The following is a 13841-nucleotide window of genomic DNA, read 5'->3' on the forward strand; positions in this document are numbered from 1 at the left end:
AGGGGACAGGTGCGTAAAACAAAAATCCTGTGGAGGTACAGCCTGTGTGCGTAACGCAATGGCATTAGGCACGCGGTATGTCTCTTCCCACAGGATCGGCTTGGACCATCAAGCAGCGTTTTTATCAAACGTCCCTTTTGGCAGAACTTGACCAACAGCAGAGCGCTGCACTTGAACTTCCACGCCAGGGGAGATTTCCAGATGGATCCACTGTTCGCTCAATTTGCTGACTCGGCCAACAATACCGCCCGCTGTAGTGACTTCATCACCCTTGGCCAAAGCGTCAATCATTGCGCGATGCTCTTTTTGACGTTTCATTTGAGGGCGAATCATGATGAAGTAAAGCACCACGAACATCAAAATCAGCGGCAGCATCCCAGTCAGCATGGATGCGCCACCAGCGGCTTCGGCAGCAGGGGCAGTTTGGGCAAAGGCAGTAGAAATCATCGAATCAAAGCTCCAGAAAATAGTCTCATCGTATGCACAAGCGTGGCATCTGGGGGCTTTTTGTCTGAATCAAAGAGGCATCTTGTCAATACCTTTGCTTTTTGAATCACTAGAAGCACTCTCAATCAAGCAGATCAGGATAACTCCTTGACTACGCCTGCTTTTGCATACTGATTTAAAACGGTGAACATGCCATTGTATGCGTCTAGTCAGTCGATGCTATGTTTTCCGGCGAGTTGGCAGGTTATATCCTCCTCGGAGCAAAGCATTGCCCCATTATGCGCGCAGGTAACGGCTGTACATGCGTGCTCGATGGCACATGCTGTTCGGGTTTCTTGTCTTGGGGGTGCTATGAAAAATCGTTTTGCTGCCGTTTGTTCGGCCGCTGTAGTTCGCATTTTGTTGTTGACAGGCACTGTGAGCGCCTATGCACAAAGCACATCAACTTCATCCCTGCCTTTTGTGTCTCAAGCCGTGGCGAGCTTTGACCAGCCGTGGGCCGTTGCTTTCTTGCCCGAAAACCAAGCGTTGGTGACTGAGCGCTCTGGGCGCCTGAAATGGGTAGACCTTGCCACTGGCAACAGTCAGGCGGTTGCAGGAGTGCCTGAGGTTGAATATGGCGGTCAAGGTGGATTGGGTGATGTGGTCTTGCACCCACAATTTGCGCAGAATCGTTGGGTTTATTGGAGTTATGCGGAGGTTGGTGAACGCAGTAGTGCTGGCGCTGCAATTGCACGTGGAAGACTGGAAGTGACCGAAAAAGGCCCTTCCTTGCATGATGTAAGTGTGATTTGGCGCCAAGTTCCCAAGGTTTCGGGGCGGGGCCACTATGCGCATCGCCTACTGTTTGACCGGGACGATTTGCTGTGGGTGAGCAGTGGTGATCGCCAGCAATTCGATCCAGCGCAAGATTTGCAATCAAACTTGGGAAAAGTGTTGCGTCTTACAGATGAGGGCGCTGCCGTTGAAGGCAATCCTTTTTTCAAACAAGGAGGTGTCGCTGCCCAAGTATGGTCATTAGGGCATCGCAATCCCCTGGGAATTGCCTTTGATGCACAAGGCCAGCTGTGGGAAGTTGAAATGGGGCCGCGTGGTGGCGATGAGCTCAACCGTATCGAGCGCGGCAGCAACTATGGCTACCCGATTGTCTCCAATGGTGACCATTACAGTGGTCGCACGATTCCTGACCATGACACCCGTCCTGAGTTCAAGGCTCCGCTTATCACGTGGACTCCGGTTATCTCGCCTTCTAGCATGGTGGTGTACCAAGGCGATGACTTTCCCGATTGGAGAGGCAATGCTTTGATTTCGGGGTTGTCCTCACAATCGCTGGTTCGCGTTGAGTTGAAGGCAACAACAGCTAGGGAAGTGGAGCGTTTTGATATGGGGCGGAGGATTCGTGCGGTGGCGCAAGCTCCCGATGGTGCGCTATGGGTGCTAGAGGATGGCAAGAAAGGGCGTCTCTTACGATTGACACCAAGTTGAGTGTTCAACCTTTTTTTGTGGCATTCGCCGTGTTTGTTGTGCGTTGGCACGACAAATGGGGAGTTAGAGCCTGGCCTTTCAAGATAAAAAGGTGGTTTTATGGCGTTCAAGAATGAACTCTTGTGCGGACTTGGACACCAATCCTGCGCAAAAAACGAGGGCTCAATTTTTCATGTTGTTGGCCATCTCGTTTTGCGAAACAGTCCATTCCGCTTGAATGCCTTTATGCAACGCATGCTATTGGGCATCATCTCGTCTCTATAAGACCACTATATTGCCCACAATTGGCCTAACTATGCACCCACAACCTCCCTCACGCTACAGCCTTACGGCCATTTTGCTGCACTGGCTTTTGGCGGCTGCGATCTTGTTCTTGTTCTTTTTCGGCCTGTATATGGTGGATTTGCCTTTTTCAATGCAAAAACTCAAATACATGAACTGGCATAAATGGGCAGGGGTATTGGTGCTGGTATTGTCTATCGTGCGCTTGGCAACACGTTTGATCAAGCGTCCGCCGCCATTGCCACAGCGTATGGCTGAAGCCATGCCTCGCTGGCAGCATGTGGCACACCATGGTACGCACCATCTGATGTATCTGCTGTTTTTTGCCGTTCCGCTGCTGGGGTGGGCATACAGCTCTGCAGCTGGGTTTCCGATTGTTTTGTTCGGGCAGCTCCCCTTGCCAGATTTTGTTCCGGCCAGTCCAGAGTTAGCACAGCTGATCAAGCCTTGGCACAAGTTGGCCGCATTTGCATTGATGGGACTGATTGTTTTACACGTGCTGGCCGTGGTTAAGCATCAATTCATTGATCGTGATGGATTGATTGGGCGCATGCTGCCTTGATCTCCATCCTGTTGGATGCGCCTTTGGGGAACCAATCCTTTCAAAACTGCTCCTGATGGGGTGGACACGCTCGCACCCTCTTCAAACTTTAAATACTGATTGTTATGAAAACATCTTCACTGATTGCCGTCGCAGCCCTTTCTGTTTTGAACTTGACGGCTGCAGCATGGGCAGAACAAAGTCTGGCTGCTGACCAAAGCGAAATCAAGTTCACGTTCAAACAGCTGGGTGTGCCTGTGACTGGCCATTTCAAGACTTTTGGGGCCGATGTCAAACTCAATCCTAAAGATCTGGCTGGCAGCAGCGTGAATGTCAAGGTAGATACTGGTAGCGCCACGATTGGCGTGCCAGAGACGGAGTCTGAACTGGCTAAAAAACCTTGGTTCGATACGGCGCAATTTCCTCAAGCAAGCTTCAGCTCTTCATCCATCAAAGCCGTTGGGGATGGCCAATATGAGGCCCAAGGCAAGCTCAATATCAAAGGCGTTAGTACGGATGTGACGGTGCCAGTCAAGCTGCAACAAACCAACGGTGCCACGATTGCAACGGGTGAGATTCCTTTGCAGCGCTTGAACTTCAAAATCGGTGAAGGCGAGTGGAGTGACACTTCTATGGTGGCTGATGAGGTCAAGGTGACATTCAAGCTGGCGATTAACGGCGTCGATCCACTGTAATTTTTGAGGCGCTGCTGGTTGCACAACTGGTGGGGTGCGTAACGCATCAAGTCAGAGCCCGCATATGCCTGTACTGTATTTATTTCCATTTAACCTTCAACAGGAGAACCTGATGCGTATTCCATTTTTACTTACCGCCGCTGCAGCCCTTGCTTTGGGCGCAGGCTCTGCAATGGCTGCCAACTACACCATTGACCCTACGCATACGTTTGTGACTTTTGAAATCGATCACAATGGCACTTCTACCAACCGTGGTCGCTTTGATAATGTGGAAGGCACTATCGAATTTGACCGTGCAGCCAAAACAGGCAAGGTGGATGTGACTGTCGGCATCGCTTCTGTCAGCACAGGCACTGCTGGTTTTGATAAGCACTTGCAGTCAGAACAATTGCTCAATGCTGCGCAATTTCCGACTGCACGCTTTGTGAGCGAAAAGTTCGATTTCAAAGGCGACAAGGTCGATGAAATCAAAGGCCAATTGACGCTGTTGGGTCAAACCCATCCTGTCACGCTGGATGCCGAAAAGTTCAACTGCTATGCAAACCAGATGCTGCAAGGGCGTGAGGTGTGCGGTGGTGATTTTGAAGTCAAGATTGACCGTACCAAATGGGGTTCAAACTTTGGCTTGGATTGGGGCGCAGCCAAAGAAGTGAAGGTGATTATTCAGATTGAAGCCATCAAGGCAGATTGATGGGCATTGGTGTCAGGCCAGGTGATGTTTACTTGGTGCGCCAAGCATAGAAAAGGCGGTCAACAGACCGCCTTTTCTATTGGGTAATGTGCTTGGGCTTTTACAGGAGCTCAACGGTGATGGCCGTGGCCTCACCGCCGCCAATGCACAATGTAGCCAAGCCTTTTTTGAGTCCACGGGCCTTCAATGCGTGCAGCAAGGTAACCACGATACGGGCACCACTGGCACCAATGGGGTGGCCCAAGGCACATGCGCCCCCATTGACATTGACTTTGTCGTGCGGCACTTTGAGTTCTTCCATCAGTGCCATGGTGACGACTGCGAAGGCTTCGTTGACTTCCCACAGGTCTACGTCCTCAACTTTCCAGCCAGCTTTGTCCAAAGCTTTCTTGGCGGCATCCACAGGCGCTGTGGTAAACCATTCCGGCTCCTGAGAGTGTTGGGCTGTGGAAACGATGCGTGCCAATGGTTGGGCGCCCAAGGCTTTGGCGGTCGATTCACGCACCAATACCAGTGCCGCTGCGCCATCGTTGATGCTGGAGCTGGCTGCCGCAGTGATCGTGCCGTCTTTTTTGAAAGCCGGTTTCAGGGTTGGGATCTTTTCGACGTTGATCTTGCCTGGCCCTTCGTCTTTATCAATCACCACATCGCCTTTGCGTGTTTTGACGGTAACGGGCACGATTTCATTGGCAAAGGCGCCTTCGGCGATAGCCTTTTGCGCACGCGTGACGCTGGCAGTGGCAAAAGCGTCTTGCTGTTCGCGTGTGAAGTTGTATTTCTCAGCGCACAGTTCGCCGAATGTGCCCATGGAGCCACCTGTATAGGCGTCTTCCAGGCCATCGAGCATCATGTGGTCAAAGATTTTGTCATGGCCTAAACGGTAGCCGCCACGGCCTTTTTTCAGAAGATATGGCGCGTTGGTCATGCTTTCCATGCCGCCTGAGACCACCACATCTGCGGAGCCCGCTTTGAGTGCATCATGGCCGAGCATGGCTGCCTTCATCGCCGATCCACACACTTTGCCCACTGTAGTGGCCGCTACGCCTTTGGGCAGGCCCGCTGCCAGTGTTGCCTGGCGGGCTGGGGCTTGGCCTTGGCCTGCGACCAGCACATTGCCAAAGAAAACCTCATCGACTTTTTCTGGCACAACACCGGCTTGCGCCAAAGCGCCTTTGATGGCTGCAGCGCCCAATTCCCATGCCTGCAGTGGACTGAAGTCGCCTTGAAAGCCGCCCATGGGGGTGCGAACCGCACCAATGATGACAATGGACTCATTGCTCATGTGTATCTCCTACGTTTGATGCCAGCGTTTTGATGGCTGTTACCAGGCTTATAAGCCTTTTGAAAAATTGAACGTGCCTATTTTGCCCCACTCTGGCACACATAGTGTGCCAATCCATGGGCCGCTTGGCATGCGGTTGGCCCTTTCGCTGCCGGCTTTAACTGCTCTTGCGGATAACGCCGCTTTTCGTGTCGCATGTGGAGCTCAGTCTGGCGCAGGTGTGTATTCACTGTGGCGGGCATGTAGCATGGCTCTCACAGTGGGCAGCAATCGGCGTGAGATGGGCAAGAGATGCTGCGATCCGTGCAGTTGCACGACCCACTGCTCACCCTCTTCTTTGGAGGATTGTTTGAGTAGCCCTTTGAGCGCTTTGTGGGCGATCAGTGCGTTGCGATGGATGCGCAGGAATGCTCCAGGAAAGTCGCGTTCAAGCTCAGCGAGAGATCCGTCATACACATACTCACGCAGAGGGGTCATCAGCGTCACGTATTTCAGCTCTGCGCGGCAATACACGATATTGGCAATGAGCACTCGCTCTGCGCGGTTACGCTCATTGATAACGACAAAAGGTGCATTTGCATCAGGCAAATCGTGTGCTGGGAGAGCGCCTGGCGCGGCAGTCCCTGTGTGGTGGGGGGAGCTCAGTGCGCTGTTTCTGGTGGCATTGAGGTGTATCTGTACACGCTTGAGTGCTTGACGCAGCCGGTCCAACCGTACAGGTTTGGTCAGGTAATCTATGGCCTCCACATCAAATGCCGCAGTGGCATATTCGGTATGTGCCGTGACGAACACAATGGCTGGTGGTTGGGGCCGCTTGCGCAGGGTTTCAGCAAAAGAAACACCATCGGTCTCTGGCATATGGATATCCAGTAAAACCAAGTCGATGGCAGCGTTGCCTTGGGTTTTTTGCAGAATATCTTCGGCTAAGTTGACTGCTGAGGCTTCCATGATGCGGCAGGGAAATTCAGGCAACTCTTCGAGAAGCGTGCGAAGTCTGCTGCGTGCCAGTGATTCGTCGTCAACGATTAAAACATTCATGGTGGTATGAGGCAGGGTATTTGTATCCTAGTTTGGATAATGAGTTGCGTGCAGTATCTTTGGGGTAATGGCATAGGCACCATGCCGTTATTGGTTTCATCGGGCGCAGCCCATATCATCGCGTCCCATCAAAGGGGCGGCGGGTAAACTGATGGCGACTTCATAGCGGTCACCGCGTGTGCGGGCGCTGAAGTCTGCATGCACATCATGCATCAGGCGTAAGCGTGCGCGCACATTGCGCAGCGCGATGCCATTGCCTGCGGTCTTAGGGCTGGCATCCGATACGGCGCAGTCCGAGCGCTTGTTAGGCACTGTATTGCTGATGCGAACCAAAACCCGATCGCCTTTGCGCCGCACCAGAATGTGGATTTCGCCTCCATCCACACTGGGTTCAATGCCATGTTTGATGGCGTTTTCAACCAGTGGCTGCAGCAGCAATGGGGGGACGCTGGCTTGCAGCGCCTCCTGTTCGATAGTCCAACTGGTACGCAGGCGAGCTTCAAAGCGAATGCCTTCGATACGCAGATACTGGCGTGCAATCTCGACCTCTTTCTCCAGTGATGAAGTGCTGCGTGCATCTTTAAGGGCGTGGTGAAAGAGATCGCTGAGGTCTTCCAGCATGCCTTCTGCCAAGCGTGGGTTTTGCCGTACCAATGCAATGGCGCTATTGAGGGTGTTGAAGAGAAAGTGCGGTCGAATGCGTGATTGCAACTCCGCTAATTTCGCCACTGTTTGTGCTGGTTGCCGCGCGCGCTGGCGCATGACCAACATGGAGGTGAGCAAAGCCGCTAAACCTGTGCCACTCAAGCAAGCGGCCAACCAGGCGGCTTTGGTGGTGGTGTGGATATTGAATGCATCGAACAAGCCCATGCCAAGCAGCCCACCCATCAAGCCCAGTAACAGCGCAAAGCCCCATTGAACACTGGCCACTTGTTGATTCAGCCAATGTTTGCAGAGGCAACTCAACAACAGCCAGAGCAGCACGGCTGGCATGCTCACACCAGTGAGGATAGCGAACTGTCCGAGCCACTCTTGCAGCGTGGAGGCTTGGAACAACACGATCAAAGCCAGGGGTGTTTCTACCAAGAGCAGGGCACGCAGCACTACACCTAAATGGCAGGCATCAAATAGCAGCAGGGAGGGTTTGTCTGACAGAACCAGGGCTGCAGGTGCTGCGCGGGGTGCTCGCGCAGATAGAATATTCCGTTTGGTCCCGTTCATGGCATGGTTAATGTGTGTGATCGGGGCGGTTTGCTCCCGCGTTTTTGCCCATTATTGCGTCATTATCCCGAGTTCCATGTCTGAAAACCACACCCCAAAACCTTCTGCCAATCAACTCGCTGCCAAAGAGCAGGGTTGGTCAGCTTTGTTTACAGAGCCCATGAGCGATCTGGTTAAACGTTATACGGCCAGTGTTTTTTTCGACAAACGGCTCTGGCGCGCAGATATTGCGGGCAGCCGTGCACACGCGAACATGCTGCATGCGGTGGGCATTTTGTCTGCGCAAGACGAGGCTTCCATTCAACGTGGGCTGGATCAGATTAGCCAAGAAATTGAGGCAGATCAGTTTGAATGGCAGCTTGACTTGGAAGATGTGCATTTGAATATTGAGGCGCGTTTGACGGCACTCGTGGGCGATGCGGGCAAGCGTTTGCATACAGGACGCAGTCGCAACGACCAAGTGGCGACCGATGTGCGCCTGTGGTTGCGCGACGAAATCGATGGTATTCACGCTTTGTTGCTGGATGTGCAGGCTGCATTGGTTGATGTGGCCTCGCGCAATATCGAGGTGATATTGCCCGGCTTCACCCACTTGCAAGTGGCACAGCCCGTCAGCTTTGCGCACCACTTGCTGGCCTACGTTGAAATGTTCAAACGCGATGCAGAACGCTTGCAAGATGTGCGTCGCCGCACCAACACTTTGCCTTTAGGTGCGGCTGCATTGGCAGGCACCAGCTATCCGCTAGACCGTGCGTTGGTGGCCAAGACCCTGGGCATGGTGGATGCGCAAGGTCATCCGCAGATTTGCCAGAACAGTTTGGACGCAGTGAGCGACCGCGACTTCGCGATTGAATTTACAGCGGCTGCATCCTTGGTGATGGTGCACATCAGCCGCTTGTCAGAAGAGCTTATTGTGTGGATGAGCCAGAACTTTGGTTTTATCCGCATTGCGGACCGCTTTACCACTGGCAGCTCCATCATGCCGCAGAAGAAAAACCCAGACGTGCCCGAATTGGCGCGTGGTAAAACCGGCCGTGTCGTGGGCCACTTGATGGGCTTGATCACCTTGATGAAAGGCCAGCCTTTGGCCTACAACAAAGACAACCAAGAAGACAAAGAGCCGCTGTTTGACACTGTGGATACGCTGCGCGACACCTTGCGTATTTTTGCGGAGATGATTGGCGGCCAGTTGGATGCGCAAACCGGTGTGCGCAGCGGTGGTATCACCGTCAACGCTGCAGCCATGGAACAAGCCGCTCTGCGTGGTTACGCCACAGCCACTGACTTGGCTGACTACTTGGTGAAAAAAGGTTTGCCCTTCCGTGATGCCCATGAAACGGTGGCCCATGCGGTGCGTATCGCTATTGAGCAAGGGGTGGATTTGAGTGAGTTGAAACTGCAAGACTTGCAGCAATTCAACAGTGCCATTGAGGCTGATGTGTTTGAGGCATTGAGCTTGCGGGGTTCGCTGAATGCGCGCAATACCTTGGGTGGCACTGCACCTGCGCAAATTCGCTTGCAAATTGCAGCGCATCAAGCACGCTTGGCCATCCGCTGACCTGTATTTTTAGCGTGCGGCCTGCCAAAGGCTAGTCAGCACACAGCCCGCACATTGGTGTGCGGGCTTTTTTTTATTCGTTGCTCACAGCGGTAAGGCGGTGGTGTGCTTAACGCGGTCAAGCACAAAGCTGGTTTTGCAATCCTGCACGCTGGGGTGGCGCAGCAGCGTGTCCATCACAAAGCGAGAGTAGTGCGCCATGTCGCGCACCACTACTCGCAGCAAATAGTCCATCTCCCCGGTTAAAGAACTGCATTCGACCACTTCAGGCCAGGTCAGGACTGAGGCGCGAAAGGCATCCATCGGGCTGCGCTTGTGCGATGTGGTGTGCTTCTCTAGGCGCACATTCAAATAAGCTGTCAGCCCTAAACCGACTGCTTCTGCATTGATGATTGCCGCATAGCGGGTGATGACGCCAGCTTCTTCCAAGCGTTTGATGCGCCGCAGCACGGTGGAGGCTGAGAGACCGACCTGCTCGCCCACTTCATCAAATGTTGCGCGAGCATGCGTTTGTAGTACACGAATGATGCGGGTATCAATCGCATCAAGATGGGAATCTGTATTCATATACTATATTTTGCATGATTATTGCATTTGCTAGGGTTTACGTGAGGAGCGTTTGCAGTAATGCTGCAAGTGCCGCCCAGTAGCATCAACGCACTGGCTTTTGCCTTCACTTATCTACCCACGGAGACCTGCCATGGCTGACCTGTTTGAGAACCCCGCTGGCCTTGATGGCTTTGAATTTGTGGAATTCGCTGCGCCCCAAACGGGTGTGTTGGAGCCTTTGTTTGTACAAATGGGCTTTGTTGAAGTGGCCAAACACCGCTCTAAAGATGTCTCGCTCTACCGCCAAGGAGGCATCAATTTCATTGTGAACCGCGAACCTAAAAGCTTGGCAGGTTACTTTGCTGCAGAGCATGGTGCCTCGGCTTGTGGCTTGGCCTTTCGCGTCAAAGATTCGCATAAGGCTTACGAGCAATTGATTGCCAAAGGCGCGCAGCCCATCCATATCGCTACAGGCCCGATGGAGTTGAATTTGCCAGCCATCAAGGGCATTGGCGGCATGCCGATTTACCTGATTGACCGGTATGAAGAGGGCAAGTCTATCTATGACATCGACTTTGAGTGGGTCGATGGAGTGGACCGTAACCCTATTGGACATGGTTTTCAAGTGGTGGACCACCTCACGCACAATGTGTACCGTGGCCGCATGGCGTATTGGGCTGATTTTTACGAGAAGCTGTTCAACTTTCGCGAAATTCGTTACTTCGATATTTCAGGCGAATACACCGGCCTTACGTCTAAAGCCATGACCGCTCCAGATGGCAAAATCCGTATTCCGTTGAATGAGGAAGCCAAGCAAGGTGGTGGCCAGATTGAAGAGTTTCTCATGCAGTTCAATGGAGAAGGCATCCAGCATATCGCGCTGCTGTGTGACAACCTGATTGAGGCGATCGACAAACTGCAAATGGCCGGTGTGCCGCTGTTGACCGCGCCCAATGATGTGTACTACAAAAACCTTGACAAGCGTTTGCCGGGTCACGGCCAACCGGTAGGCGAGCTGCAGGCGCGGGGTATTTTGCTTGATGGAACGACCGAAGGTGGACAGCCGCGACTGTTGCTGCAGATTTTCTCTGAAGCGCTACTGGGGCCTGTGTTCTTTGAGTTCATTGAACGCAAGGGCGATTACCGCGAAGGGTTTGGTGAGGGCAACTTCAAGGCTTTGTTTGAGTCTTTGGAGCGTGATCAGATTAACCGTGGAGTGCTGCAGGTTGAGCCCACATCGGCTTGATGCTGTAGAGCCCCCCTTGCGCTGCATGAGGCGTGACGATAGAAAGCTATAGGAGCAGGTCCATGAAACGACTCACAGATGCCGAGCGCGACGCAGCACTTTCTACCGTACCGCAGTGGGAGTATGGGGCGCTGCGTGGCGGTGTGATCCGCAGGGTGTTTGTCTTTGCGGATTTCACTCAGGCTTTTGCCTTTATGACGCAAGTCGCGTTCCATGCAGAAAAGGCAGACCACCACCCCGAGTGGGCCAACGTCTACAACCGGGTGGATATTACCTTGACCACCCATGATGCGGATGGTTTGAGCCAACGGGACGTGGCGCTGGCACAAGTGATTGACCGTATTGCAGAAGGTATGCAACGGCCCTGACGCTAAGGCGTTTTTTTGAATACATCAGAAATCCAGTGTGGTGCACGGCTTGCACACACGCTGTGGCCAATAGCAGCCGCAAGCTAGCGGTTGCAAGGAGACAAGCATGATGGTCAACGAATATCCCACAGGCCAGCAGAGCAACCTCAAACACGGTTTTGCCGCCACGGATGCGGCTGCTCCAGACAATGCTGATTGGACGATCGATCAAGGTTGGGAAAGCTATACCGCCGAAGAGCATGGCGTATGGAAAACGCTGTTTGAGCGGCAAAGTAAGCTATTGCCAGGACGCGCCTGCAAAGAGTTTGTGGCCGGCATGCAGCAGTTGCCGATGCGAGCCGATGAAATACCTGATTTTCACCAACTCTCCGAAGTACTGATGCAGCACACAGGCTGGCAGGTAGTGGCTGTGCCGGGCTTGGTGCCCGACGATGTATTTTTTGACCATCTGGCCAACCGGCGCTTTCCAGCAGGCCAATTCATCCGCAAACCGCATGAACTTGATTATTTGGAAGAGCCTGATGTCTTTCATGACGTATTTGGTCATGTGCCGATGCTGATGAACCCGGCGATTGCCGACTTTATTCAGGCTTACGGCATGGGCGGCATGCGGGCCAAGGAGCTAGGCGTGCTGGACAAATTGGCGCGCGTTTACTGGTACACGGTGGAGTTTGGCTTGGTGCAGGAAGAGGGCCAGTTGCGTATCTATGGCGCAGGCATTGCCTCGTCGCGCACAGAAACAGTGTTCTCGCTCGATGACGCTTCACCCAACCGCATTCGCTTCGATTTGGAGCGCGTGATGCGCACCCACTATCGCATCGACGACTTTCAGGAAAGCTACTTCGTTCTCCGCGATTTGAACGAATTGCTGGAGCTGGCCCAGATCGACTTTGCACCGCTGTACCAACGCATCGCCACGCAAAGCGAATTGCAGCCCGGCGATGTGCTGGCGCAAGACCGCTTATTCACACGCGGCACGGGCAGCTATCACCGCGCATTCGAGTAATCCTCTCGGCCGGGTAGTGTTTTATTGGAGACCTACCAATAGGCCACTGCTACATTCAGGGCGGCCAGTAACAGCACAGCCACTACGTCAATCATCAGCACCCGCGTTTGCACCCACCGGTGCTGCGCAGGTGTTTCTGCCAATTGGCAGGCCATTTCTATTGTGGTTGGTGAGGCCATCAGAAACAGGGCCGCGCTGACGTTATGCACTGCCATAAAAGGCAGCGGCGCAACGCCCAAGGCTGCGGCAATTTCAGCTTGGGTGGCAGCAAACATTGCGTTCGCGCCAGTGTTGGAGCCCGTCACAAGGCTGGCCTCTGCATTGATGGTGGTACGCCAGCCTGCAGCACCGCTGCTGTGCTTATTTACGCGCTTGGATCGCGCTCTCGGCCTTGCTCACCAGCTCTTCGCCAATTTGCTTTTTCCACTTGTCGTAGACGCCACGGGTGGCATCGACAAACTGTTGGCGCTCGGCTTCGCTCAGGTGGTGGATTTGCACGCCCTTGGCTTCCAGGTCTTTCCACTGACTTTGGTCATCGCCAGTCATGCCTTTGCGGGCAATCGCGATTTGCTGCTGGGCCGCATCCAGCGCAGCTTGACGCACAATCGCTTGGTCCTCTGGGGTCCATGTTTTCCAGATGTTTTCAGCTACAACGAAAATCAGCGGATCGGCCACATAGCCCCAGGCCGTCAGGTGCTTCTGGTCCACGCTTTCGAGTTTGGCTGCGGCGAACACGGACACCGGGTTCTCTTGCCCATCGACCGCGCCTGAAGCCATTGCGGGCTGTGCATCGGCCCAGCTCATTTGCACTGGGTTCGCGCCCAAGGCGGTCATGGTATCCAAGAACAGCGGCGAGCCGACCACGCGTAGCTTCAGGCCCTTGAGGTCAGCCGGGGTCTTGATTGGGTGCTTGGAGTTGGAGACTTCGCGAAAGCCATTCTCGCCCCAGGCCAGTGGCACAACGCCGCGCTTGCTCAATTGCGCAAACAGGTCCTTGCCGACTTCGCCTTGGGTCAGCGCGTCAATAGCTGGGTAGTCGGGCATCAGAAATGGCATGGAGAACAGGTTCAGCTCCTTGACTTGGGGCGACCAGTTGATGGTCGAGCCCACGGCCAAGTCAATCACGCCTTGGCGCAGGGCTGTGAACTCGCGGGTTTGGTCGCCGCCCACCAAGGACGTGCCAGGGTAGAGCTTGATATTGATGCGACCATTGGTGCGCTCCTTGACCAGGTCAGCCCAGATCTCTCCGCCTTTGCCCCAAGGAAACGCCGGGCCCAGTACAAGCGACATTTTGTATTCTGATTTGTAATTCGCTTGTGCCATTGCTGGTGCATGCAGTGTCATGCCCAGGCCAGCTACAGCACAGAGGCTGAGGATCAGATTGCGTAATTTCATGGCTTTGTCTCCTTGTGGTGTGTGCAAAAAATAAAAA

Annotated in this window: 15 protein-coding genes; 8 read left to right on the plus strand and 7 right to left on the minus strand. The window is 53.7% G+C overall.

Annotated features, from left to right (window positions below; all coding sequences use genetic code 11):
* Positions 1–108: 108 nt before the first annotated feature.
* Positions 109–447, minus strand: coding sequence for a preprotein translocase subunit YajC (gene yajC / locus E9531_RS03170; RefSeq protein ID WP_136572305.1), 339 nt, complete (start codon positions 445–447; stop codon positions 109–111).
* A 351-nt stretch (positions 448–798) separates the two neighbouring features.
* Here yajC and E9531_RS03175 point away from each other — a divergent pair, with 351 nt between their 5' ends.
* From E9531_RS03175 to E9531_RS03190, 4 genes are all read left to right on the plus strand, one after another.
* The gene (locus tag E9531_RS03175; protein ID WP_136572306.1) at positions 799–1932 is read left to right on the plus strand and encodes a PQQ-dependent sugar dehydrogenase; all 1134 of its coding nucleotides are present in this window, start codon (positions 799–801) and stop codon (positions 1930–1932) included.
* A gap of 295 nt (positions 1933–2227) precedes the next feature.
* A complete protein-coding gene (locus E9531_RS03180) occupies positions 2228–2776 on the plus strand; it encodes a cytochrome b (RefSeq protein ID WP_136572307.1) in 549 nt (182 codons plus the stop codon).
* Positions 2777–2880: 104 nt separating this feature from the next.
* Entirely contained in the window at positions 2881–3450 is a 570-nt protein-coding gene (locus E9531_RS03185; RefSeq protein WP_136572308.1) for a YceI family protein, read from the plus strand.
* Between the two features lie 112 nt (positions 3451–3562).
* On the plus strand, positions 3563–4141 hold the full coding sequence (locus E9531_RS03190) for a YceI family protein (protein ID WP_136572309.1): 579 nt from the start codon (positions 3563–3565) through the stop codon (positions 4139–4141).
* 100 nt (positions 4142–4241) lie between these two features.
* Here E9531_RS03190 and E9531_RS03195 read toward each other — a convergent pair whose 3' ends face one another.
* The 3 genes from E9531_RS03195 to E9531_RS03205 all read right to left on the minus strand — a co-directional run bounded on the left by E9531_RS03195 (position 4242) and on the right by E9531_RS03205 (position 7682).
* Entirely contained in the window at positions 4242–5423 is a 1182-nt protein-coding gene (locus E9531_RS03195; RefSeq protein WP_136572310.1) for an acetyl-CoA C-acyltransferase, read from the minus strand.
* A 204-nt stretch (positions 5424–5627) separates the two neighbouring features.
* Positions 5628–6461, minus strand: coding sequence for a LytR/AlgR family response regulator transcription factor (locus tag E9531_RS03200; protein WP_136572311.1), 834 nt, complete (start codon positions 6459–6461; stop codon positions 5628–5630).
* 96 nt (positions 6462–6557) lie between these two features.
* Positions 6558–7682, minus strand: a complete 1125-nt coding sequence (locus E9531_RS03205; protein ID WP_136572312.1) for a sensor histidine kinase — start codon at positions 7680–7682, stop codon at positions 6558–6560.
* A 76-nt stretch (positions 7683–7758) separates the two neighbouring features.
* Here E9531_RS03205 and argH point away from each other — a divergent pair, with 76 nt between their 5' ends.
* Positions 7759–9240, plus strand: coding sequence for an argininosuccinate lyase (argH, locus tag E9531_RS03210; protein ID WP_136572313.1), 1482 nt, complete (start codon positions 7759–7761; stop codon positions 9238–9240).
* Positions 9241–9324: 84 nt separating this feature from the next.
* Here the strand turns inward: argH and E9531_RS03215 are convergent, their stop codons facing one another.
* A complete protein-coding gene (locus tag E9531_RS03215; protein ID WP_136572314.1) occupies positions 9325–9807 on the minus strand; it encodes an Lrp/AsnC family transcriptional regulator in 483 nt (160 codons plus the stop codon).
* Positions 9808–9940: 133 nt separating this feature from the next.
* On the opposite strand from E9531_RS03215, the gene hppD reads away from it, so the two are divergent.
* The 3 genes from hppD (at position 9941) to phhA (ending at position 12409) form a co-directional block, all read left to right on the plus strand.
* Entirely contained in the window at positions 9941–11035 is a 1095-nt protein-coding gene (hppD, locus tag E9531_RS03220; protein ID WP_136572315.1) for a 4-hydroxyphenylpyruvate dioxygenase, read from the plus strand.
* A gap of 62 nt (positions 11036–11097) precedes the next feature.
* Complete coding sequence (locus E9531_RS03225) at positions 11098–11403, plus strand: 4a-hydroxytetrahydrobiopterin dehydratase (RefSeq protein WP_136572316.1); 306 nt, start codon at positions 11098–11100, stop codon at positions 11401–11403.
* Positions 11404–11509: 106 nt separating this feature from the next.
* Positions 11510–12409, plus strand: a complete 900-nt coding sequence (gene phhA / locus E9531_RS03230; RefSeq protein ID WP_244609959.1) for a phenylalanine 4-monooxygenase — start codon at positions 11510–11512, stop codon at positions 12407–12409.
* Positions 12410–12441: 32 nt separating this feature from the next.
* On the opposite strand, the gene E9531_RS03235 is transcribed toward phhA, so the two are convergent.
* Together E9531_RS03235 and E9531_RS03240 are read right to left on the minus strand one after the other, a co-directional pair.
* Positions 12442–12714: an L-lactate permease gene (locus tag E9531_RS03235; RefSeq protein WP_280177170.1), complete on the minus strand. Its 273-nt coding sequence runs from the start codon at positions 12712–12714 to the stop codon at positions 12442–12444.
* A 55-nt stretch (positions 12715–12769) separates the two neighbouring features.
* Entirely contained in the window at positions 12770–13804 is a 1035-nt protein-coding gene (locus tag E9531_RS03240) for a DctP family TRAP transporter solute-binding subunit (RefSeq protein ID WP_136572318.1), read from the minus strand.
* Positions 13805–13841 lie beyond the last annotated feature (37 nt).

The sequence above is a fragment of the Lampropedia puyangensis genome, from assembly GCF_004833285.1.
In the GTDB taxonomy this organism is placed as follows: domain Bacteria; phylum Pseudomonadota; class Gammaproteobacteria; order Burkholderiales; family Burkholderiaceae_C; genus Lampropedia; species Lampropedia puyangensis.

What these genes read in the sequence shown, in the direction of transcription:
- E9531_RS03185 (WP_136572308.1), top strand. Translation starts at nt 2,881, where the DNA reads ATGAAAACATCTTCACTGATTGCCGTCGCAGCCCTTTCTGTTTTGAAC.
- E9531_RS03180 (WP_136572307.1), top strand. Translation starts at nt 2,228, where the DNA reads ATGCACCCACAACCTCCCTCACGCTACAGCCTTACGGCCATTTTGCTG.
- E9531_RS03225 (WP_136572316.1), top strand. Translation starts at nt 11,098, where the DNA reads ATGAAACGACTCACAGATGCCGAGCGCGACGCAGCACTTTCTACCGTA.
- E9531_RS03175 (WP_136572306.1), top strand. Translation starts at nt 799, where the DNA reads ATGAAAAATCGTTTTGCTGCCGTTTGTTCGGCCGCTGTAGTTCGCATT.
- phhA (WP_244609959.1), top strand. Translation starts at nt 11,510, where the DNA reads ATGATGGTCAACGAATATCCCACAGGCCAGCAGAGCAACCTCAAACAC.
- E9531_RS03240 (WP_136572318.1), bottom strand. Translation starts at nt 13,804, where the DNA reads ATGAAATTACGCAATCTGATCCTCAGCCTCTGTGCTGTAGCTGGCCTG.
- E9531_RS03205 (WP_136572312.1), bottom strand. Translation starts at nt 7,682, where the DNA reads ATGAACGGGACCAAACGGAATATTCTATCTGCGCGAGCACCCCGCGCA.
- E9531_RS03200 (WP_136572311.1), bottom strand. Translation starts at nt 6,461, where the DNA reads ATGAATGTTTTAATCGTTGACGACGAATCACTGGCACGCAGCAGACTT.
- E9531_RS03215 (WP_136572314.1), bottom strand. Translation starts at nt 9,807, where the DNA reads ATGAATACAGATTCCCATCTTGATGCGATTGATACCCGCATCATTCGT.
- yajC (WP_136572305.1), bottom strand. Translation starts at nt 447, where the DNA reads ATGATTTCTACTGCCTTTGCCCAAACTGCCCCTGCTGCCGAAGCCGCT.
- hppD (WP_136572315.1), top strand. Translation starts at nt 9,941, where the DNA reads ATGGCTGACCTGTTTGAGAACCCCGCTGGCCTTGATGGCTTTGAATTT.
- argH (WP_136572313.1), top strand. Translation starts at nt 7,759, where the DNA reads ATGTCTGAAAACCACACCCCAAAACCTTCTGCCAATCAACTCGCTGCC.
- E9531_RS03195 (WP_136572310.1), bottom strand. Translation starts at nt 5,423, where the DNA reads ATGAGCAATGAGTCCATTGTCATCATTGGTGCGGTTCGCACCCCCATG.
- E9531_RS03190 (WP_136572309.1), top strand. Translation starts at nt 3,563, where the DNA reads ATGCGTATTCCATTTTTACTTACCGCCGCTGCAGCCCTTGCTTTGGGC.